This window comes from Agarivorans sp. DSG3-1, from assembly GCF_046774965.1.
In the GTDB taxonomy this organism is placed as follows: Bacteria; Pseudomonadota; Gammaproteobacteria; order Enterobacterales; family Celerinatantimonadaceae; genus Agarivorans.
Map to the genome: position 1 here is coordinate 3,845,255 of NZ_CP177241.1, position 18,774 is coordinate 3,864,028.

The window sequence follows — 18,774 nt, forward strand, 5'->3', positions numbered from 1 at the left end:
ACTGCGCCGCTTAACACGTAACACCTATTTGGCTTTCATTTTGCCAATATAGCTGCCACTGTTCTTCGCTCACTCCGCAGCCACAACCACCTGAACAAGAGCCCAGTTTAACCAAGCGGAGTCGATGGCGTTTTACCCAAGGCTGCAACATCGCTAGCGCGGCGTCATCACTCAATGAGAAATGATTCGCTAGCTGGCTAAGCATAACCCCAGGGTTAGCTTCAATGTATTCCTTAAGCGCTTGTAATATCAAAATGCTCTGCCCGCTTACGTTTTAAAAATAGTACCCAAACCGCCAACATAAATACCATTGCCAATAACAACACGCTGGCAGACACTGGCGCTTGCTGCCAAGTGGCTACTTGGTAGTAAATAGTGGCCGAGCTATAGGCTAGTAAGGTAGACCACACGCCAATTAGTCGCGCCCATTTCATACCTAGTTCTTTTACCAATGCGCCCATTGCAGCTGCGCAAGGCATGTAGAGTAGAATAAACAACATAAATGACACAGCAGATTCAGGCGTAAAGTGTTTGCCCAACTGCGACATAGTGCTGAAATCAACTTCGTTCATTTCAGCTGCTGCTTCAAGGCTATCAGCTTCTTCAATCGCTATACCTAGAGGGTCACCGTAGTTTAAGTCATTAAAGTTATCGACAATGGTTTGCCCAGCTTCTTGGAAACGGCCTAGATAAGTCCACTCTTCGTCTGCTTCACTGGCATTGGCATACAAGCTGTTTAAAGTGCCAATGACCGCTTCTTTAGCGAATAAGCCAGTAACAATACCTACGGTTGCTGGCCAGTTGTCTTGCTCAATCCCCATTGGGCCAAATACTGGTGTAACAAATTGGCTAGCTCGACTCAAAATTGAATGTTCTTGGCCTTCGGCGTCTAACTCGCCACCCGTTCCGATGCTGTTTAATACGCTAAGAATAGCGACCACTAATACAATGGTTTTGCCTGCGCCAACCACAAAGCCACGCACTTTTTGCCAGGTTAATAGTAATACGCCAAAAGCCGTAGGTAACTGGTAGTCTGGCAACTCAAGAACCGAGTCTTGCGCAGTGCCCGGTAACAACGTGTACTTAAGCAATAAGCCGGTAACAATCGCAGCCAATATGCCAATGAGATACAAACCAAATACCATGTTCTGGCCTTGCTCTGGGAAAAACGCTGCCACAAACAATGCGTAAACCGGTAAGCGCGCACCACAAGACATAAATGGGCTCATGGCTGAAGTTAATACCCGCTCGCGATGCTTTTCTAATACTCGGGTCGCCATAATGGCAGGCACGGTACAGCCAAAACCCATTAACATCGGAACAAATGCTTTACCCGGTAAACCAATCACCTGCATAGCACGGTCAACCACAAAAGCCGCTCGCGCCAGATAACCTGAGCTTTCCAGTAACGCTAAGAATAAATACAAACAAGCAATAACGGGAATAAAGGTAGCAACGGTTTGAATGCCCACGCCTACGCCATTAGCTAACACCACCGTTAGCCACTCGGGAGCGCCGACATTACTCAGCACTTCACCCACACCATCAACAAAAATAGTGCCAGCAGTAATATCAAAAAAGTCGATGAATACCGCACCGCCATTAATGGCAAACATAAACATTAGGTACATCACGCCTAAAAAGGCAGGAATACCAATCCAGCGATTAAGCAACAAGCTATCAATCATCGCCGTGTAATCTCGGTTTAAGTGGCCTTTTTTGCCAACACAATCTTGGGTAAGTTGGTAGATAAAGTTGTAGCGGCTATTGGCGAGCTCTAAATCAACATCAGTATTGTTAAACTGCACAAAATCTTGTTCTAACTCTGCCACTAACTGAGGTTCAAGCTGTTTAATCAGCCAAGGATCTTGCTCTATCAAGCGCAATACTTGGCCTTTGTTAAAGCCCAGTCTTGCTTGCCATTTTGTTGAAAATGCTTCGATGGGCGCTGAATATTCTAGCTCTAAAGGCTCACTCTGTTTGGCTTGCTCAATAATCTGGGGAAGATTATCTTTGAAATCTTCTACCTGCTTTTTAGAGGTAGCAGACAGGCATACCAGCGGCAACTTAAAGCGCTCGCTAAACTGCTGTACTTTAATTTTTAGCAGCTTTGCTTTAGCGGTGTCCATTTTGTTTAGTACTAGCACCACCGGTAAACCCAGTTCTTTAAGTTGAATGCTCAAATATAAGCTACGTTCAACTGCACTGGCATCAACCACGTTGATCACTAGATCTAAAGGTTCCGACTGTAAAAACTCACAAGCGATACGCTCGTCTAAAGAACTATTGTCTAACTGAGGATCGATATTATAAACGCCGGGGAGATCCACCACTTCAGATTGCCAATCGGCCTTGCGGATCCAACCTGACTTTTTATCAACCGTAATACCACTAAAGTTACCCACTTTCTGTTTACTGCCCGTCAAAGCATTAAACAAGGTACTTTTGCCACTATTCGGGTTACCTACTGTAGCAATTTTATGCTTAATCATACCGACGCCACCTCAATCGCCTTTGCCTGTAGATTACTCAAGGCTAGGTTAATGCCAGCGGCAGATACCTGGATCGGATCACCTAAGGGGGCGCGCCTAACTATGGTTAAGGTTGTATTAGGTAATATGCCTAACGACATTAGCTTTTTTCGATTAGCGCGTGGCAAGTTTTGCAAACTTAGCACCTTTGCTTTTTGACCTGCGACTATTTCATCCAATGACATAGAGTCCCACCCGACAATTCTAAATAGAAATGATTTTCATTTAGTTGATTGTGCGACACTCATCACTATATAACTTTGATCTATATCAAGCAGGTTTATATAGCTTGGTATTTTTGTGAGATATTTTTAGGTGTTATTTTTGAAACCTTTTCACTAAATGCGCTACCATTTAGCCAATTTCAACAAAGGTAACTTGAAGATGTCATTCAAAGACCAACTATCGCAACTTGTTTACTCCACCGACCAAGGCCGCATTGAACCTGAAGACATAGCTGAAGATATTCCAGACAGCGATGGTTTTGTTAAAATGCGTCGTGAAACCAAAGGCCGAAAAGGCAAAGGAGTAACCTGCTTAAGTGGCTTTGGGCTAGAAGAATCAGAATTAAAAAGCCTATGCAAAGAAATGAAAAAACACTGTGGCGTTGGTGGTAGCGTAAAAGACTATGTGATTGAAATTCAAGGTGACCAACGCGACAAGCTTGAAGCATGGTTGAAGCAGCGTGATTACAAAACTAAACGCATTGGTGGCTAAACCTTTTGACTAACCAGTGCTTACACGCTATCTTCTGCGCGCTTTTGGGGAGTAGCCGCCTGTAACTTTGGTTGCGGGGCATTTATCAACATACTTAGTGCACAATCACTATGGTAAATGCAGCCTAGTTAGGCCTGGCAAGACCAACTGCACATTAACGCTATTAAGAGGTGAGCGGCGTTTGTGCATTGGTTTATTTGCTCGCCTCATTAAGAGATATTAATGGAAGCCCTTGTTACCTCCATCACCGCTGTTGCCATTGCCGAAATTGGCGACAAAACTCAGTTACTTGCTCTGTTACTCGCATGCAAATTTCGTAAACCACTGCCCATTATTGCCGGCATCATTGTCGCTACCCTACTGAATCACGCCGCTGCCGCTTGGTTTGGCGCAATGGTGCAATCTTGGTTAAACCCTGATGTGCTACGTTGGCTGCTTGGACTGTCGTTTATTGCCATGGCTATTTGGGTGCTGATTCCCGATAAAGTAGACGACTTAGACAGCGCGATGCTAAAACATGGCCCTTTCATGGCGTCCTTAGTGCTTTTCTTTATTGCTGAAATTGGCGACAAGACCCAAGTGGCTACAGTTATTTTAGCGGCTAAATACGATGCCTTATGGATGGTAATAGCAGGAACCACTATTGGTATGTGCATTGCAAACATCCCAGTTATTTTACTCGGTAAACTAGGGGTAGAAAAGCTGCCTATGACCTTAATACATCGCTTAACAGCAATACTATTTTTGGCCTTAGGTTTAAGCACCTTGTTGTTTTAAGCAAGGCTTAAGCTTTAGCAGGTTTGTGTTACACTCTGCCGCAAATTGTTACTCGGGTTGTAAAAAATGAAAGTGATTCGTTGGATTTTAGGCCGTATTATTTTGTTACTTAACGCGGTATTTTCGCCAAAATCGATAAAGCGTAGTCCTGATGAACAAGCTGCAGTTGATCAGAAACTACAAGGCTTACACCTTTACCAATTGGCCGCTTGCCCCTTCTGCGTAAAGGTAAGACGCGCAATGAAGCGCAATGGCATCACCATTGGATTACGTGATATAAAAGCCCAGCCAGAATTTCTTGATGAGTTAGTAAGCGAAGGGGGTTCTCGAAAAGTGCCTTGCTTGCGCATCAGCGAAGGCGAAAACGTAAAATGGCTTTACGAGTCAAATGACATTATTCGTTACTTAGAGCAAAAAGTGGCGTAAACCACAGCTTTGCTCAGTAATAAAAAAGCTCCTTTTGTAAGGAGCTTTTTTATTTACCTAAGATCTTGGAAGCCTTAGGCTAGTCAATTTCCATAATGTCACTTGGCATAACATCTCGTAGTCGCTTCCAGACTTCACTAGTTGCAATACCGTAATTACGCACAACTTGAAGCGCATTATCGTGCTCTCCTGAGTCCGCTAAGGCGATCAAGTCGTCATAAAACTTATCGACCAATTGGCGTGATACGGGATCGTCAAAGTAATACTTACCTACACTACGGTACATGCCTCTAAAACCATTTAAAATCAAGGCATATAAAGGATTACCTGAGGCAAAAGCTAAGCCGTGCAACACTTGATAATCAAACTCAGCGTAAGCTTCACCGGTTTGTTCTAATTGCCTGTATTGTTCAATTAACTGGCGACTTTTCTCCGGGTTGTTTTTTAAGGCACCACGAATAAAAATCACACTAATATTGGTTCTTGCTGATAATAACTGTTCAAAAAGTTCAGGTACGCCGTCGCTGTCTAGTTTAGCTAAGGTTTCTAGAATATTCAGTCCAGCGGTTTCCCAAAAGTTATTTACCTTAGTGGGTTTTCCATGTTGAATAGTTAACCAACCGTCACGTGCTAAACGTTGAAGAACCTCACGTAATGTGGTGCGGGTAACGCCAATAAGTTCTGATAGTTCTCTTTCGGCAGGGAGGATGGTGCCAGGAGCAAAACGGTTATTCCAGATGGATTCGATGATGTACTGTTCGGCGAATCCCGCTGGGCTTTTTGCTTTTATTACCATTATTTACTCAGTCTATTTTAGTTTTTATTGAAATGATAATAACAAACCATTAACTAAAGCAAAAGCAAGTGGTACGGGCTCTAACCTACAGTTTTTAAAAACTATTGACATTTTTTATCATGACTTGAAGAATTTTGATATTTTCGAACGTTCAGCTATCAAAGATGCGTGACATCACATACAATCACGCTCGAGTTTTCGTAGGGGAAACTCGACCTGCCATACGAACAAATATGAGATTTCAGGATGAATACTAGTCTATCCAGTGCCTTTGCTAAGAACTTTCTTGGCAATGCGCCTTTGTGGTACAAAAAAGCCATTGTTTTATTTCTAATTATTAACCCCATCGTTTTCTATATTGACCCTTTCATTGCGGGTTGGTTGCTGGTAATTGAGTTCATTTTTACTTTGGCTATGGCCTTAAAATGTTACCCATTACAGCCGGGCGGTTTACTGGCCATTGAGGCAGTAGCTATAGGGATGACATCATCGGAAACAGTAAAGCACGAGTTAGTGAATAACTTTGAAGTAGTGCTGCTATTGATCTTCATGGTGGCGGGCATCTTCTTTATGAAGCAACTGCTTTTATTTATGTTCACCAAAATGCTCATTAAGATTAAAGATAAAGCGATTTTATCTTTAGCCTTTTGTATAGCCGGTGCATTTTTATCTGCCTTCCTTGATGCATTAACCGTTATTGCCGTGGTGATTAGTGTCGCTATCGGCTTTTATAGCATCTATCACAAAGTGGCCTCTGGAAAAGACTTTCACCAAAAGCATGACCACACCGGTGATGATTTAAGCAGCGATGACTTAGAAGGCTTCCGCGCTTTTCTACGCAGCTTAATGATGCATGCTGGTGTAGGTACCGCGCTTGGCGGCGTATGTACCATGGTAGGTGAGCCACAAAACCTCATTATTGCTGACCAATCTGGATGGCAATTTTTCGAATTCTTCTTACGCATGGCACCGGTCTCTTTACCGGTACTCGTATTTGGTCTATTAACCTGTTTCTTACTAGAGAAGGCGGGCAAGTTTGGTTATGGCACTAAACTACCTGCCAACGTTAGGCAAATTCTTACTGACTACGATAAGTACGAAGATGAGAAGCGTACTAACCGTGACCGTGCAAAACTTATCGTTCAAGCCTTTATCGCAGTATGGTTAATTATTGGTTTAGCCATGCACTTAGCGGCTGTTGGTTTAATTGGTTTGTCTGTCATTATTCTCGCCACTGCATTTACCGGAATTACCGAAGAACATCAATTAGGAAAGGCCTTTGAAGAAGCCCTGCCCTTTACGGCATTGCTAGCGGTATTCTTCTCGATTGTGGCAGTGATTATTGATCTAGAGCTATTCAAACCAGTTATTCACTGGGTGCTATCGATTGAAGATGAGGGGCAACTGGTCGCCTTCTACATTGCCAATGGCTTGCTCTCGATGGTGAGTGACAATGTATTTGTAGGTACTGTTTACATTAACGAAGTGAAAGCCGCTTGGTTAGATGGCCAAATCACTCGTGACCAATTCGACATGTTAGCCGTTGCCATTAACACTGGTACTAACTTGCCGTCGGTAGCAACGCCAAATGGCCAAGCAGCATTCTTGTTCTTGCTCACCTCTTCACTTGCTCCGCTTTTACGTTTGTCTTACGGGCGTATGGTGTGGATGGCCATTCCTTACACCATCGTACTAGCCGGTGTAGGTTTATTGTGTGTGGAATTTGCATTGATTCCTGCCACTCAATACTTCTACGATATGGGATGGATTAGCCATCACGTTGCGGGCGCAGCGTCAGCGGTTTCTGCTGGACATTAATTTTAAAAACGGCGATGCTTGCATCGCCTTTTTTAACAGGAGTTTCTGATTATGCTCAATTTTTTAAGCAGTTTGCCGTACCAACGTAAACCTTGGTTTCTGCTTTTTATTGGTAGCTTATCACTTGAGTTGTGCGCTTTATTCTTCCAACATGTCATGAAGCTTGACCCTTGCGTTATGTGCATTTATGAGCGTGTAGCCATGTTTGGTTTAATGGCAGCAGGTTTACTAGGTTGGATTGCACCTAAAAATATCGTCATTCGTTTAAGTGCTTTTGGATTATGGATCGTCAGTGCCGCATGGGGTTTGCAGCTAGCAATAACCCATACCGACTATCAAATGAATCCAAACCCATTTGCCACCTGCGACTTCTTTGCCAACTTCCCTGAATGGGCGCCGCTAGATAAATGGGTGCCTTGGTTATTTAATCCAAATGGATTTTGTGACGAGATCTCTTGGATGTTCTTAGGCTGGTCTATGCCGCAGTGGCTGATTCTATTATTTGCTGTGTTCTTAGCAGCCGGGGTTTTGTTCTTTGGTCTGCAATGGCGCAAGAAATAGATTTAAAAGATAAACATAAAAAAGCCCGCTTAACGCGGGCTTTTTTATGGCTGGCAATTTACGCTATTCACACTCGTCTAAAGGCCAACGCACAATGTAATCTTGAGACGGACCCGTTAACTGCGTTTCACACACAATCTTACCTCGCACAGAAGCGCCACGTTTGTGCATTTCTGAGGCCTTGCCCTTATTTAACAAAGGATGCCACTCTGGCAGCGGTTTCCCTTCGATTAGCCGTTTATAGGCGCAACTAGGGGGCAACCAATGAAACGCGTCAATATCATCTAAAGTAATTTTTACGCAATCAGGGACCTTAGCAAATCGATTCGGGTAATCACTACACTGGCAGCTTTTACTGTTTAACAATACACAAGCAATATTGGTGTAATACAACTCATCGGTATCTTCATCTATCAACTTCGATAAACAACATTTACCACATCCATCACATAACGACTCCCATTCTTGGGCAGTCATTTGCGCCAAGGTTTTGGTTTCCCAAAATCTTACTTCACTCACTCAATACAACCTCTGTTTCTACCGAAATATCGGCAACCTTAAATGCTAACTTATCGCCGACTTTCAAGGGGCCAACGCCAGCAGGAGTGCCAGTTAACAAAACATCTCCTGGTTCTAGAGTAAAACAGCGTGAAGCTTCACACAGCAATGTGCTTAGATTGCGGATCATTTGCTTTGTTGTACCCTGCTGTTTTAACTGAGCATTTTGCTCAAAATGTAGTTCAACATCAGCCAACTCACTTAACCTATTAATCGGCTTAAAGTGACTCAGCACACAGCTCTTATCAAAGGCCTTAGCGCGCTCCCATGGGTGACCACTTTGTTTTAGCGCTAACTGCACATCGCGTAAGGTTAAATCTAATGCCGCGGCGTATCCCCAAACGGCATCATCCAATTCCTTAGGAGAGGCATTTCGAAGCGGCTTAGCAATCAATATGGCGAGCTCAAGTTCGTAATGCACTTCACCCACATCGCTTGGAATCATTACTCCGTTTGCCAAACCAGTGATGGCGGTTTTAGGCTTAATAAACAACACAGCCTGCTTGGCCGGCGCGCCCCCCATCTCTTGCATGTGCGCCAAGTAATTTTGCCCTACACAGACTGCTTTATTCGCAGTAAATGGTAAGGCCTGGCCTTGTTCATCGAGATGCTGATACACCTTAAAACACCGGTGGGTAAGCGATGCGATCAGCCAAAGTACCTACCGCGGCCACAAAGTAATGCGAGCGATTCCATTTCATCAGTACTTGGTAGTTATCGTAAGCTAAATATGCACGCCCTTGAGCGTCGTCTGGCTGCACGATAGAGGCTTGAATATCGCGAATGGGTAAGTTAGTGCCATCGTAACGACGAACACCCATAGCTTGCCACTCGCTTAGGCTTTTCTTAACTTTTAAGCCTGAGTGCGTTGCATCATAATCGTTTGGAAGTTTAACTTGGCGACCCCACGTTAAATCATTGTTCCAGCCACTTTGCGCTAAGTAGTTTGCAGCAGAAGCCAAAGCATCAGCGGTATTGTTCCAAATATCTTTGTTACCATCGCCATCAAAGTCTTGAGCGTATGCTAAGAAGGAACTTGGCATAAACTGCACTTGACCCATGGCACCCGCCCAAGAGCCTTTCATTTTGTTAGGTTCAATATGTCCATCTTCAAGAATACGAAGTGCATTCATTAATTCTTTCTTAAAAAACGCTTCGCGACGGCCTTCATAAGACATAGTGGCAAGCGCCGATACCACGCTGTAGTTACCGGTAAACTTGCCAAAGTTGGATTCCACTCCCCACAAAGCAATAATAAAGCGCGGCTGCACCTTATATTTCTTTTCAATTTCTTTGAGTAGTGGGTAGTGTTTCTTATATAACGCCCGCGCTTGCTGCACTTTCCAGTCGGGCACAGCTCGTGGCAAGTAGGTATCTAGTGTTAGCTTAAACTCAGGCTGTTGCTTATCTGCTTTTACAGCGCGAGGGTAAAACTTGGCATTGGTAAATGCGGCATCAATAGTGGCTTGTGAAATACCTTCACTAGCCGCTTCAACTTTAAGTTCTTCAACGTAGTTATCAAAGCCCGGTTCAGCGTGTAATGAGAAGGCAGCCGAGAATAGCACCGTACCGATAAATTTTTTCACTAACTTCCCCTTTTAGTCATTTTTTGCCTTAGCCTGAGCGGCTAAATGCTGCTTAAGATAGTTTTCTGGAGGTGGTGGTAGTTGTAAATAATAGCCTTGCTCTTTAAACGCGGCTTCTAAGGTGTTTATTTCAACACTAGCAAAATCTTTTGTTGGTCGTTTTGGTACCAACATTACCAGCTCCTTAGCCCCCATTAACTCTAGTAATGACGCTGGAACTGGCGAAAAATCGTCTTTCTTCTCAATATAGAGATAAGTTTGCTGTTTTTTGAGACTTTTATAGACTGCACAGAACATGAAAATGTTAGTATCCTAGTCACTGATCAGGTTATGCTAAAACGCGACTATATCAGAATATATAGTGAAGCGTCATTGCTCGTATACAAATGTAAAAAGGAATCAGCTGTTCATGTCCGGACAGGAAATAGAGTTTAAAGGGACAAACTTTACCCTTTCAGTGGTTTACTTAGGAAAAAATGATTTAACATCATTAAATAACAAGTTAATGGAAAAGGTGGCGCAAGCACCTCAGTTCTTTAACTGTGCCCCTATAGTAGTGAATATTAGCGAAGTAGACGCTGATTTTGACTTCAACCAGCTCAAGGAAGTGGTAGAAGCTCAAGACTTTGTATTAGTAGGCGTTACCGGATGTAGTACCTCTGAACAAAAAACCGCTGCTCGTGCTGCAGGTTTAGCCGTAATGACCAGTGGCTCACAACAAGCAACTGCCAAACCCAGCAAACCCGCAGAAGAAAAAGCGCCAACACCTCCTCCAGCCCCAGCTGCTGTGCCAAGTAAAATCGTTCGCGGACAAATTCGCTCTGGCCAGCAAGTCTACGCGCAAAATACCGACTTAGTCATTATTGGTTCGGTAGGTAATGGCGCGGAAGTGATTGCTGACGGTAATATTCATATTTATGGTGCATTAAGGGGTCGTGCTATCGCAGGCGCTAGCGGCAGAAAAGACAGCAAAATATTTTGTCAGAACTTGCAAGCAGAACTTATTTCTATTGCTGGTGTTTATATGTTGCATGAGCAAATTGGCGAACATGCCGATACGCCGCAATGTGTACAAATAGAAGACCAGCAAATCGTATTTGGTAATTTAAGTTAACCTCGTTAACGAATTTATAAAGGAAAGATAATGGCTAAGATTATCGTTGTGACCTCAGGAAAAGGGGGTGTTGGAAAAACAACCTCCAGCGCGGCTATTGGTACTGGCCTCGCCATTAAAGGTTTTAAAACTGTAATCATCGATTTCGATATTGGTTTACGTAACCTAGATTTAATTATGGGTTGTGAACGTCGCGTAGTGTATGACTTCGTGAACGTAATCAAAGGTGAAGCCAACCTTAATCAATCATTGATTAAAGATAAACGTACCGACAACTTGTTCATTCTTCCTGCTTCTCAAACGCGAGATAAAGACGCGTTAACTAAAGAAGGTGTGCAGAAGGTATTGGACGATTTAGCAGAGCAAGGTTTCGACTACATTGTGTGTGACTCTCCTGCTGGTATTGAAACAGGTGCAATCATGGCGCTTTACTTCGCCGACGAAGCGATTGTTACCACTAACCCTGAAGTATCATCAGTTCGTGACTCAGACCGTATTCTTGGCATGCTTGCCAGTAAGTCAAAACGCGCTGAACAAGGTAAAGAGCCGGTTAAAGAGCACCTACTATTAACGCGCTACAACCCTGAGCGCGTTAACCGTGGTGACATGTTAAGCGTAGAAGATGTGCAAGATATTCTGGCAATACCGTTACTTGGGGTTATTCCTGAGTCACCGGCCGTGCTTAAAGCGTCTAACTCTGGCGAGCCAGTAATTTTAGACACTGAAAGTGATGCTGGTTTAGCTTACGACGACGCAGTAAGTAGATTAATTGGCGAAAGTGTAGACTTTCGTTTCTTAGAAGAACAAAAGAAAGGCCTATTTAGCCGCTTATTTGGAGGATAACGATGTCTCTTTTAGACTACTTTCGAACGACAAAACAGTCTAAAACGGCGCAAACCGCCAAAGAACGACTGCAAATTATTGTTGCCCACGAACGCGGGGAGCGCAGTGGGCCAGATTACTTGCCTGCTATGAAGCAAGATATTATAGAAGTAATAAAGAAGTACGTTGCCATCAACTCAGACCAAGTTAACGTTAGCTTGGACAACAAGAGTGAAGACATTAGCGTACTTGAGCTAAATATTACCCTTCCTGATCAACGTGATTAGCGAATAATGGCTTACGCCAACCAGTAAGTAGTAGAGGCAACTCTTCTGCTTGCTGGTGCTCTTTACGTTTCCACGCAATATATTGATTAAGCACCTTCTTGCTCGCCAATACGTCTTCAGGTAAACCCGATTCTTCTGCTACTGCAGTCACCACCAACTTAAGTTCTTGAATGGTTTTTTTGTAATCTGGGTAATCAACAATACGTTTAATAGGTTTAGGGAAATCAGCTGTATTAACTTGTTGACCCTGTTTCACTAATTTAAGCAAACGTTGACCATGAATACGCAACTCTTGCGGTGGTAAATTAAGCCGTTGTAACTCATCCATGTTGTTTGGTTGGTAGCGAGCTAAGGCCCATAAGTTGTCACCGTGTACCACATTATTAATGGCTAAATCACGACTTGCCGCTTGCTGTATTCGCCAGCGACACAACACTTGTAACACCGCTAATTGCTGCGGGTTTAACTTCCAAGCATTTTTAATGTCTTTATAAACTTCATCTTGGTTTACCACACGTTTTTTCAAGGCTGCTAAACGAGTGCTTTCTTCTAATGCAGCTTGAAAACGCCCTTCTTCTTCTAGCTGCTGTTTAATCTTAAGGTATGCCGGTAGCAAATAGATAACGTCTAAAGCAGCGTAATCTAATTGCGAAGCCCGCAATGGACGTGCAAGCCAATCGGTACGAGATTCACCCTTATCAAGTTCAATCTCTAGCTCCGTGGCAATAAAGCGCTGGTAACCCAAGCTAATGCCATGACCAAGAAAAGCCGCGCCAACTTGTGTATCAAACACGGTTGCGCCAAATTTGCCACTTAAACGTTGAATGATTTCTAAGTCTTCACTAAACGCATGCAAGACCCAGTGATGCCGAGCAAGAGCCTGCCACAACGGTTCCATTGACACTTTTAGTGGGTCCACTAGATAGCATTGCTGGCCATCGTAAATTTGTAGTAAACCCAGTTGAGCATAGTAGGTTCGAGTACGAACAAACTCGGTATCAATGGCTAATACCATTGGGGCTTGTTCATTTAAAAAACGTAACAGAGGCGCAAGTTGCGCCTCTGTTTCAATCATGTCGAAGTTTACGTCTGCCAAAATTGCGGCGTCCTAGTGGAAAGCATCTAATGGCTAACCATTTTACGGTTTATGCCTCTTCGCGCAAGGCTCTACGCAAGATCTTCCCCACATTTGTTTTAGGTAGTTCGTCTCTAAACTCAACCAGCTTAGGCACTTTGTAGGCAGTTAAAAACTCGCGACAGTGCTCTATCACTTGCTTCTCGTTCAGTGAATCATCTTTTTTAACGATAAACACTTTAACCGCTTCACCACTTACGTCGTTAGGCACACCGACTGCTGCAACTTCTAGCACTTTAGCGTTACCCGAAATAACCTCTTCAATTTCATTAGGGAATACGTTGAAACCAGACACCAAAATCATGTCTTTTTTGCGGTCAACGATATGGAAGAAACCTTGGTCATCAACTGTGGCAATATCACCCGTAGCGAACCAACCGCCAGGCATTGATTCTTCGGTCGCTTCTGGGCGTTGCCAATAGCCCTGCATTACTTGTGGGCCTTTCACTAATATTTCGCCTGATTCACCGTCGCCGACCTCTTGGCCATCTTCGCCCACCAACTTAATATCCGTAGAAGGCGCTGGTAAGCCAATACTGCCGTTATAGGCTTCTAAATCGTAAGGGCAAACGGTAACTAGTGGTGCACATTCTGTTAAGCCATAACCTTCTATCAGGCGCGAACCCGTGACTTCTTGCCAGCGCTCTGCAACTGCTCGTTGCACCGACATGCCTCCGCCCAGTGATAAACGCAGACGGGCGAAATCTAACTTGGCAAAATCGTCATTATTTAATAAGGCGTTGAATAAGGTATTTACCCCTGTGATTGCCGTAAAGGGCGTCTTGGCGAGCTCTTTAACAAAGGTAGGAATATCACGTGGATTGGTGATTAATAAATTCTGGCAACCCATGGCAAAAAACACCATGCAGTTCGCGGTTAATGCAAAGATATGGTAAAGCGGCAATGCTGTTACTACCACTTCTTTCCCTTCGCGTAAACATGGGCCAACAATACCCAAAGCTTGCAGCAAGTTCGCCACCATATTGCTATGTGACAACATCGCGCCTTTGGCGACACCTGTAGTACCACCGGTATACTGCAAAAAGGCTAGATCTTCACTTTTGATTTCTGGGCGAACATATTGGAGATGCTGCCCTTTAGACAAAACATAACGGAGCGATTGAGCGTGAGGTAAATGGTACTTTGGCACCATTTTCTTCACGTATTTTACAACAAAGTTCACTAAGGTACGTTTGGTTGCAGAAAGCTGGTCGCCTAAACGGGTAAGAACCACATGCTCGATACCGGTTTCTTCTACAATTTCTTCAAGAATATGCGCAAAATTAGACACAATCACAATGGCTTTAGCACCACTATCGTTTAGTTGATGCTTTAATTCTCGCGGCGTGTAAAGTGGGTTTACGTTAACTACCACCATCCCTGCACGCAAAGCACCAAATAAACAAATAGGATATTGCAGCAAGTTAGGCATCATTAAAGCCACGCGGTCACCTGCGTTAAGCTTCAATTCATTTTGAAGATAAGCTGCAAAGGCGCGTGATTGTTCTTCTAGGCGGCGATAGGTCATCACCTGCCCCATGTTAATAAAGGCTACCTTGTCTGCGTGTTTAGCAGCGCCTTCTTCAAAGACATCTATCAATGTTTGATAGCGTGCTGAGTCTATCTCTGCAGGAACATCTTTAGGGTATCGATTAAGCCAAACCTTATCCACGCAGTTCTCCTAAACATTTCAATTACAACAAGTATAATTTGCTCACCAAGTTTATTGTGAATTTTATTATGCTCTTGGCGGCATCGTTGGCATTAGAGCTTTCGCTCCAAAATTTCAAACGATTGTTTCATACGCCATTTTAAATAACAATAATTTAACATTGAGCGTGGCGGATAAGATCGAAAATAGTGAAGTGGTTCAAACAATTGTTTTAATGTAGGCCTTTATACAGCGAGCAACCTCTGCCGAATTTTGCATATGAAGATGGTGCCCACCGCTTAACAAATGGGTTTTAAGCTGCTTAAACCATGCTTGGCGATGGCTTATATATTTCGTGGATAACAAAGGGTGTTCGCTAGCAGCTATTAGCAAACTAGGTTGTTGCACTGCCCTACAAATGTTTTCTGCTTGTGATTCGCTAAAGCGGAGAGGAGAGCTTAATTTTAACTTTTGATCGTGACGCCAATACCATAAGCCATCACACTTAATCACTGCTCGCTCTACTAATAGTTGGCTATTTTGCTCATTAATCCCATTAGTTTGCGCACGCAATTTTACTGCAGATTCAAGCTTTTCAAATCCCTTAGCGGGCTTTACAGCTTGCCGTTGTTTAATGGCTCTAGTTAGGTGTGTTGTGGTTTCTTCATCGGCAAGGCTTAAAGGCCCTAGTCCATCTATGCAAACTAAGCCTAGCAGTTTTTCTGGGAATGCCGCGGCATACGTAGTAGCTACCAATGCACCTAAAGAATGTCCGATAAGAATAATAGGTTTGTTAACCTTTAGTTCACAAATAGCACGGTAAACATCGTCAACATAATCTACAAAATGGTAATAACCTTGGCGATGTGCCGACAACCCATGACCGGGAAAATCTAAAGCAATGCAATGTACATCGCTAATTTGTTTAAGAAGAGGCGTAAAACTGGCGGCATTGTCCATCCAACCATGCAACATCACCACACAGTAATCACTAGAGGCAGTTTGTTCGATATAGGCGATATTAGAGTGAGATAAATACGGGAAGTCAGTCATTGCAGGGCGTTCAGCCTTAGGCGAATAAATCGATACCAAACATCTCATTCACTTGTTGGCGCTTGAGTTGATTAGCAACATCTTGATATTGAGACACAGCTTCGCCGCCACTGCCAACATTTTGGTCGTAGCGGAGTTTTTCTACACTGCTCTCGTCCATTACCGCCCAGGGCACGATCCCCTTTGGCGCCTTAGTAGCAACACTTAACTCTGTGCTGCTGGTCGCCTTTTTAACGTTTGTTTGTTGCGGTATGGGCTGGCCAAGGCCCTGAATCTTCAAGTTTTATTGTCCTTTAATTACTCTCTACCCGGTAGTTTCTTCCAGGTGACTTTATCGCGTAAATAAACAGGTTCGGCATTTTCTGCACTTACCAGCTCGCCTTTATTATAGGCAACCTGAGCATAACTAAGCATATTTTGTGCCGTTGGATAAAGCACTGATTCCAACACTTTTGCGCCAGAAAATTGACCGCATAATAGTTCTTGGTAAGTTTGCCAGCCTGTGCCCACAGCCGCTGCCCTTTGGCTATTGCCAGTTAGCAGGTCTGGTTTAATCACAAGTTCTTCATCTACTAAACACATCAAGCCGTTTTGCAGATGGTACTCGCCCCAATACACCTCTCCCATGCGGGCATCAATAGCCGCCAAACACTGCTCGCTATTATTGCTAAGGTAAGCGGCTTGCGCCATGGCTTGTAAGGTTGAAACGGCAATCATTGGTTTATCTGCACCAAAAGCCAACCCTTGAGCGGTGGCTACACCAATCCGCACCCCGGTAAAACTTCCTGGTCCACGACCGAACGCAATCGCATCAAGCTGCTTTAAGCTAACTCCTGCTTCCGCCAAGATTTGCTCAACAAAAGGTAAGATTTTAAGTGTATGGTCGCGTGGACTGTATTCTTGCTTACTCAGCACTTCACCCTGCCAATGCAGTGCAACAGAGCAGTTTTCGGTTGATGTATCTAAAGCGAGTATGTTTGCTGTCATGTTTCCTCAGCGTCTTTTTTAACAAATTCTAAAACTCTTGAGAGTTCTCTAGTGCGTGGCATAGCGGGCAAACTGCTAATAAATAGCGAACCGTAATCGCGATTCACTAAACGGTTGTCACATATAATCACTACGCCATGATCATCTTGGGTTCTAATTAAGCGCCCTACGCCCTGTTTAAGGCTAATCACTGCTTGCGGCAAATATACCTGACGAAAAGGATCTCCGCCACGTAAACGGCAGTCTTCGCTTTTGGCTTTAAGTAATGGATCATCTGGCGCCGCAAAGGGCAGTTTGTCGATAATCACACATGACAGCGCCTTGCCCGGCACATCCACCCCTTCCCAAAAGGTACTGGTTGCAACTAGCACTGCGTTCCCATCTTCAACAAATTCGTTGAGTAACTCTTGTTTACCCGCTTCACCTTGAACCAATACCAATAGCTCTGTGCGTAGGCGTAACTCTGTTGCCACTTTTTGAATCATTCGGTGGCTGGTACATAGAAAGAAACAGCGGCCACCGTTGGCCTCAATCACAGGCGCAAGCTGATCCAGCATCACTTGTTCTGCATTTGGCTGCTTTGTTTCTGGTAAATAACGAGGCACACATAACAAGGCTTGTTTTTGATAATCAAAAGGGCTGTCGAGCAACATGCTACTGGCGTCTTTTAAACCCATTTGAGTTTGAAAATGCTGAAAGTTGCCATCTACCGCCAACGTGGCCGAAGTAAATACCCATGCGGCATTACGTTCTTCCACCTCACTATTAAAACGCTCTGCAATATTAAGGGGGGTAATATTTAAAGTGAAATGCTGCCGAGTAGTTTCGTACCAATAACTAAAACCGGTTTTGTCTACATCCATCACTTTATCGAACAATAGGCGCATTTTAGCTAAACGTTCGAAGCAAGAATCGGCCAGTTCACTGCGCGATAGCGCCAACTTAAGCACTTGATACACAAAATCCATGTCTTCGCGCAACACTTCCATCATTTCGCCAAAACGCTTTTGTTTGGCTAATGGACGCCACTCGCCTCGGTCGCGCAGACCTTCAAACTCCAATCTACATTGGCGGATTCTACGCTCTAGCTTTTGCGAGGCTTTTTGTAATTGCGCCATATCTCTAAGCTCAGTTTTATAGCTCAGTTCAATATCATTACATAAATCGAGTATTTGTCGGCTAGAAAAGTGCTGACCAAAATAACTCGCGGCAATATCGGGTAGTTGGTGTGCTTCGTCAAAGATATAAGCATCTGCTTCGGGAATCAGCTCCCCAAAGCCAGTCTCTTTTACCACCATGTCGGCAAAAAATAGGTGGTGATTCACCACCACTAAATCTGCTTCCATCGCCTTGTTACGGGCTTTAACTAGATAGCATTCTTTGTAAGACGGGCAATCTCTGCCGAGGCAGTTATCGTTAGTGCTGGTAATTAAGGGGAATACATCGGCTCGTTCAGCGATTGGGCCAAGCTCGCTAATGTCGCCGGTTTCTTCGCCTTGTGCCCATGCCTTAATTTTAACTAGCTCAGCTAAGGTAGTGCGGTCTTGGCCGCTACCGTAATGGGAAAAACTGTTTAGCCGTTCAATACACAAATAGTTAGAACGCCCTTTTAGCAGCGCTATCATTTGATTGTATTTGAGGGCTTTTTGCATACGCGGTAGGTCTTTGGTAAACAGCTGATCTTGTAACGCTTTACTACCGGTGCTAATAACAATTTTTTTGCCACTGTCCATAGCTGGTACAAGGTAAGCAAAGGTTTTGCCGGTGCCAGTACCCGCTTCAACTAATAAACTGCCACTGGTCTCTATAGCTGCAGCAACCGCTGTGGCCATGTCGTGTTGTTGTGGTCGGGGAGAAAAACCATCTATGGCTTTTGATAACAATCCATCTTTGGCAAAATACTGATGTTTCAAACTTGGTTCCGGCAAGCAAAAGTCGCGGCAACTATACCAGCC

Annotated in this window: 22 protein-coding genes and 1 riboswitch; of the genes, 8 read left to right on the forward strand and 14 right to left on the reverse strand. The window is 43.9% G+C overall.

The genetic code is table 11. The features are described from left to right. Positions 1–10: 10 nt before the first annotated feature. From ACLD71_RS17835 to ACLD71_RS17845, 3 genes are read right to left on the reverse strand one after another with little or no spacing between them, the layout of a single operon-like run. A complete protein-coding gene (locus ACLD71_RS17835) occupies positions 11–253 on the reverse strand; it encodes a FeoC-like transcriptional regulator (RefSeq protein WP_137674695.1) in 243 nt (80 codons plus the stop codon). After that, positions 234–2,492 carry a Fe(2+) transporter permease subunit FeoB gene (gene feoB, locus ACLD71_RS17840; RefSeq protein WP_137674694.1) on the reverse strand — a complete coding sequence of 753 codons (2,259 nt, stop codon included), beginning with the start codon at positions 2,490–2,492 and terminating at the stop codon, positions 234–236. The genes ACLD71_RS17835 and feoB overlap by 20 nt, the downstream gene beginning before the upstream one ends. After that, a complete protein-coding gene (locus ACLD71_RS17845; RefSeq protein ID WP_411991538.1) occupies positions 2,489–2,716 on the reverse strand; it encodes a FeoA family protein in 228 nt (75 codons plus the stop codon). Before ACLD71_RS17845 ends, feoB begins: the two co-directional genes overlap by 4 nt. Before the next feature lie 199 nt (positions 2,717–2,915). On the opposite strand from ACLD71_RS17845, the gene ACLD71_RS17850 reads away from it, so the two are divergent. The 3 genes from ACLD71_RS17850 (at position 2,916) to ACLD71_RS17860 (ending at position 4,451) form a co-directional block, all read left to right on the forward strand. Further along, on the forward strand, positions 2,916–3,248 hold the full coding sequence (locus ACLD71_RS17850) for a translation initiation factor (protein ID WP_137674692.1): 333 nt from the start codon (positions 2,916–2,918) through the stop codon (positions 3,246–3,248). 44 nt (positions 3,249–3,292) lie between these two features. Continuing rightward, a riboswitch (yybP-ykoY riboswitch) is annotated at positions 3,293–3,455 on the forward strand. A 15-nt stretch (positions 3,456–3,470) separates the two neighbouring features. Then, complete coding sequence (locus tag ACLD71_RS17855; RefSeq protein WP_137674691.1) at positions 3,471–4,025, forward strand: TMEM165/GDT1 family protein; 555 nt, start codon at positions 3,471–3,473, stop codon at positions 4,023–4,025. 66 nt (positions 4,026–4,091) lie between these two features. Beyond that, on the forward strand, positions 4,092–4,451 hold the full coding sequence (locus ACLD71_RS17860) for a glutaredoxin family protein (RefSeq protein WP_137674690.1): 360 nt from the start codon (positions 4,092–4,094) through the stop codon (positions 4,449–4,451). Positions 4,452–4,530: 79 nt separating this feature from the next. Here the strand turns inward: ACLD71_RS17860 and fadR are convergent, their stop codons facing one another. Further along, positions 4,531–5,247 (reverse strand): fatty acid metabolism transcriptional regulator FadR, encoded by a 717-nt coding sequence (gene fadR / locus ACLD71_RS17865; protein WP_137674689.1) that lies wholly within the window; start codon positions 5,245–5,247, stop codon positions 4,531–4,533. 246 nt (positions 5,248–5,493) lie between these two features. Here fadR and nhaB point away from each other — a divergent pair, with 246 nt between their 5' ends. Further along, positions 5,494–7,065, forward strand: a complete 1,572-nt coding sequence (gene nhaB, locus ACLD71_RS17870; RefSeq protein WP_137674688.1) for a sodium/proton antiporter NhaB — start codon at positions 5,494–5,496, stop codon at positions 7,063–7,065. Positions 7,066–7,116: 51 nt separating this feature from the next. Further along, positions 7,117–7,626, forward strand: a complete 510-nt coding sequence (gene dsbB / locus ACLD71_RS17875) for a disulfide bond formation protein DsbB (RefSeq protein WP_137674687.1) — start codon at positions 7,117–7,119, stop codon at positions 7,624–7,626. Positions 7,627–7,689: 63 nt separating this feature from the next. Here dsbB and ACLD71_RS17880 read toward each other — a convergent pair whose 3' ends face one another. From ACLD71_RS17880 to ACLD71_RS17895, 4 genes are read right to left on the reverse strand one after another with little or no spacing between them, the layout of a single operon-like run. Continuing rightward, positions 7,690–8,145, reverse strand: coding sequence for a YcgN family cysteine cluster protein (locus tag ACLD71_RS17880; protein WP_137674593.1), 456 nt, complete (start codon positions 8,143–8,145; stop codon positions 7,690–7,692). Next, positions 8,138–8,803 carry a fumarylacetoacetate hydrolase family protein gene (locus tag ACLD71_RS17885; protein WP_411991539.1) on the reverse strand — a complete coding sequence of 222 codons (666 nt, stop codon included), beginning with the start codon at positions 8,801–8,803 and terminating at the stop codon, positions 8,138–8,140. Before ACLD71_RS17885 ends, ACLD71_RS17880 begins: the two co-directional genes overlap by 8 nt. A gap of 1 nt (position 8,804) precedes the next feature. Continuing rightward, complete coding sequence (locus tag ACLD71_RS17890; protein ID WP_137674595.1) at positions 8,805–9,770, reverse strand: lytic transglycosylase domain-containing protein; 966 nt, start codon at positions 9,768–9,770, stop codon at positions 8,805–8,807. 12 nt (positions 9,771–9,782) lie between these two features. After that, positions 9,783–10,067 (reverse strand): YcgL domain-containing protein, encoded by a 285-nt coding sequence (locus ACLD71_RS17895; RefSeq protein ID WP_137674596.1) that lies wholly within the window; start codon positions 10,065–10,067, stop codon positions 9,783–9,785. A gap of 112 nt (positions 10,068–10,179) precedes the next feature. Between ACLD71_RS17895 and minC the strand changes: the two genes are divergently transcribed. Genes minC through minE form a run of 3 tightly spaced genes read left to right on the forward strand, consistent with a single transcriptional unit; the run spans position 10,180 to position 11,993 of the window. Continuing rightward, positions 10,180–10,884 (forward strand): septum site-determining protein MinC, encoded by a 705-nt coding sequence (gene minC / locus ACLD71_RS17900; RefSeq protein WP_411991540.1) that lies wholly within the window; start codon positions 10,180–10,182, stop codon positions 10,882–10,884. A gap of 30 nt (positions 10,885–10,914) precedes the next feature. After that, entirely contained in the window at positions 10,915–11,727 is an 813-nt protein-coding gene (gene minD / locus ACLD71_RS17905; RefSeq protein WP_137674598.1) for a septum site-determining protein MinD, read from the forward strand. A gap of 2 nt (positions 11,728–11,729) precedes the next feature. Then, positions 11,730–11,993 (forward strand): cell division topological specificity factor MinE, encoded by a 264-nt coding sequence (gene minE, locus ACLD71_RS17910; protein ID WP_137674599.1) that lies wholly within the window; start codon positions 11,730–11,732, stop codon positions 11,991–11,993. On the opposite strand, the gene rnd is transcribed toward minE, so the two are convergent. The 6 genes from rnd to ACLD71_RS17940 all read right to left on the reverse strand — a co-directional run bounded on the left by rnd (position 11,968) and on the right by ACLD71_RS17940 (position 18,732). Further along, positions 11,968–13,089, reverse strand: coding sequence for a ribonuclease D (gene rnd / locus ACLD71_RS17915; protein WP_411991541.1), 1,122 nt, complete (start codon positions 13,087–13,089; stop codon positions 11,968–11,970). The two genes, minE and rnd, sit on opposite strands and share 26 nt — an antisense overlap. A 49-nt stretch (positions 13,090–13,138) precedes the next feature. Next, a complete protein-coding gene (gene fadD / locus ACLD71_RS17920) occupies positions 13,139–14,800 on the reverse strand; it encodes a long-chain-fatty-acid--CoA ligase FadD (protein ID WP_303550992.1) in 1,662 nt (553 codons plus the stop codon). A gap of 198 nt (positions 14,801–14,998) precedes the next feature. Further along, positions 14,999–15,832: an alpha/beta fold hydrolase gene (locus tag ACLD71_RS17925; protein ID WP_411991542.1), complete on the reverse strand. Its 834-nt coding sequence runs from the start codon at positions 15,830–15,832 to the stop codon at positions 14,999–15,001. 16 nt (positions 15,833–15,848) lie between these two features. Then, positions 15,849–16,112 carry a hypothetical protein gene (locus ACLD71_RS17930; protein ID WP_137674603.1) on the reverse strand — a complete coding sequence of 88 codons (264 nt, stop codon included), beginning with the start codon at positions 16,110–16,112 and terminating at the stop codon, positions 15,849–15,851. Between the two features lie 17 nt (positions 16,113–16,129). Further along, positions 16,130–16,819, reverse strand: coding sequence for a tRNA (adenosine(37)-N6)-threonylcarbamoyltransferase complex dimerization subunit type 1 TsaB (gene tsaB / locus ACLD71_RS17935; protein WP_137674604.1), 690 nt, complete (start codon positions 16,817–16,819; stop codon positions 16,130–16,132). After that, positions 16,816–18,732, reverse strand: coding sequence for an ATP-dependent DNA helicase (locus tag ACLD71_RS17940; RefSeq protein WP_137674605.1), 1,917 nt, complete (start codon positions 18,730–18,732; stop codon positions 16,816–16,818). The genes tsaB and ACLD71_RS17940 overlap by 4 nt, the downstream gene beginning before the upstream one ends. Positions 18,733–18,774: the final 42 nt, after the last annotated feature.

What these genes read in the sequence shown, in the direction of transcription:
- feoB (WP_137674694.1), bottom strand. Translation starts at nt 2,492, where the DNA reads ATGATTAAGCATAAAATTGCTACAGTAGGTAACCCGAATAGTGGCAAA.
- ACLD71_RS17845 (WP_411991538.1), bottom strand. Translation starts at nt 2,716, where the DNA reads ATGTCATTGGATGAAATAGTCGCAGGTCAAAAAGCAAAGGTGCTAAGT.
- ACLD71_RS17850 (WP_137674692.1), top strand. Translation starts at nt 2,916, where the DNA reads ATGTCATTCAAAGACCAACTATCGCAACTTGTTTACTCCACCGACCAA.
- ACLD71_RS17855 (WP_137674691.1), top strand. Translation starts at nt 3,471, where the DNA reads ATGGAAGCCCTTGTTACCTCCATCACCGCTGTTGCCATTGCCGAAATT.
- ACLD71_RS17860 (WP_137674690.1), top strand. Translation starts at nt 4,092, where the DNA reads ATGAAAGTGATTCGTTGGATTTTAGGCCGTATTATTTTGTTACTTAAC.
- fadR (WP_137674689.1), bottom strand. Translation starts at nt 5,247, where the DNA reads ATGGTAATAAAAGCAAAAAGCCCAGCGGGATTCGCCGAACAGTACATC.
- nhaB (WP_137674688.1), top strand. Translation starts at nt 5,494, where the DNA reads ATGAATACTAGTCTATCCAGTGCCTTTGCTAAGAACTTTCTTGGCAAT.
- dsbB (WP_137674687.1), top strand. Translation starts at nt 7,117, where the DNA reads ATGCTCAATTTTTTAAGCAGTTTGCCGTACCAACGTAAACCTTGGTTT.
- ACLD71_RS17895 (WP_137674596.1), bottom strand. Translation starts at nt 10,067, where the DNA reads ATGTTCTGTGCAGTCTATAAAAGTCTCAAAAAACAGCAAACTTATCTC.
- minC (WP_411991540.1), top strand. Translation starts at nt 10,180, where the DNA reads ATGTCCGGACAGGAAATAGAGTTTAAAGGGACAAACTTTACCCTTTCA.
- minD (WP_137674598.1), top strand. Translation starts at nt 10,915, where the DNA reads ATGGCTAAGATTATCGTTGTGACCTCAGGAAAAGGGGGTGTTGGAAAA.
- minE (WP_137674599.1), top strand. Translation starts at nt 11,730, where the DNA reads ATGTCTCTTTTAGACTACTTTCGAACGACAAAACAGTCTAAAACGGCG.
- ACLD71_RS17925 (WP_411991542.1), bottom strand. Translation starts at nt 15,832, where the DNA reads ATGACTGACTTCCCGTATTTATCTCACTCTAATATCGCCTATATCGAA.
- tsaB (WP_137674604.1), bottom strand. Translation starts at nt 16,819, where the DNA reads ATGACAGCAAACATACTCGCTTTAGATACATCAACCGAAAACTGCTCT.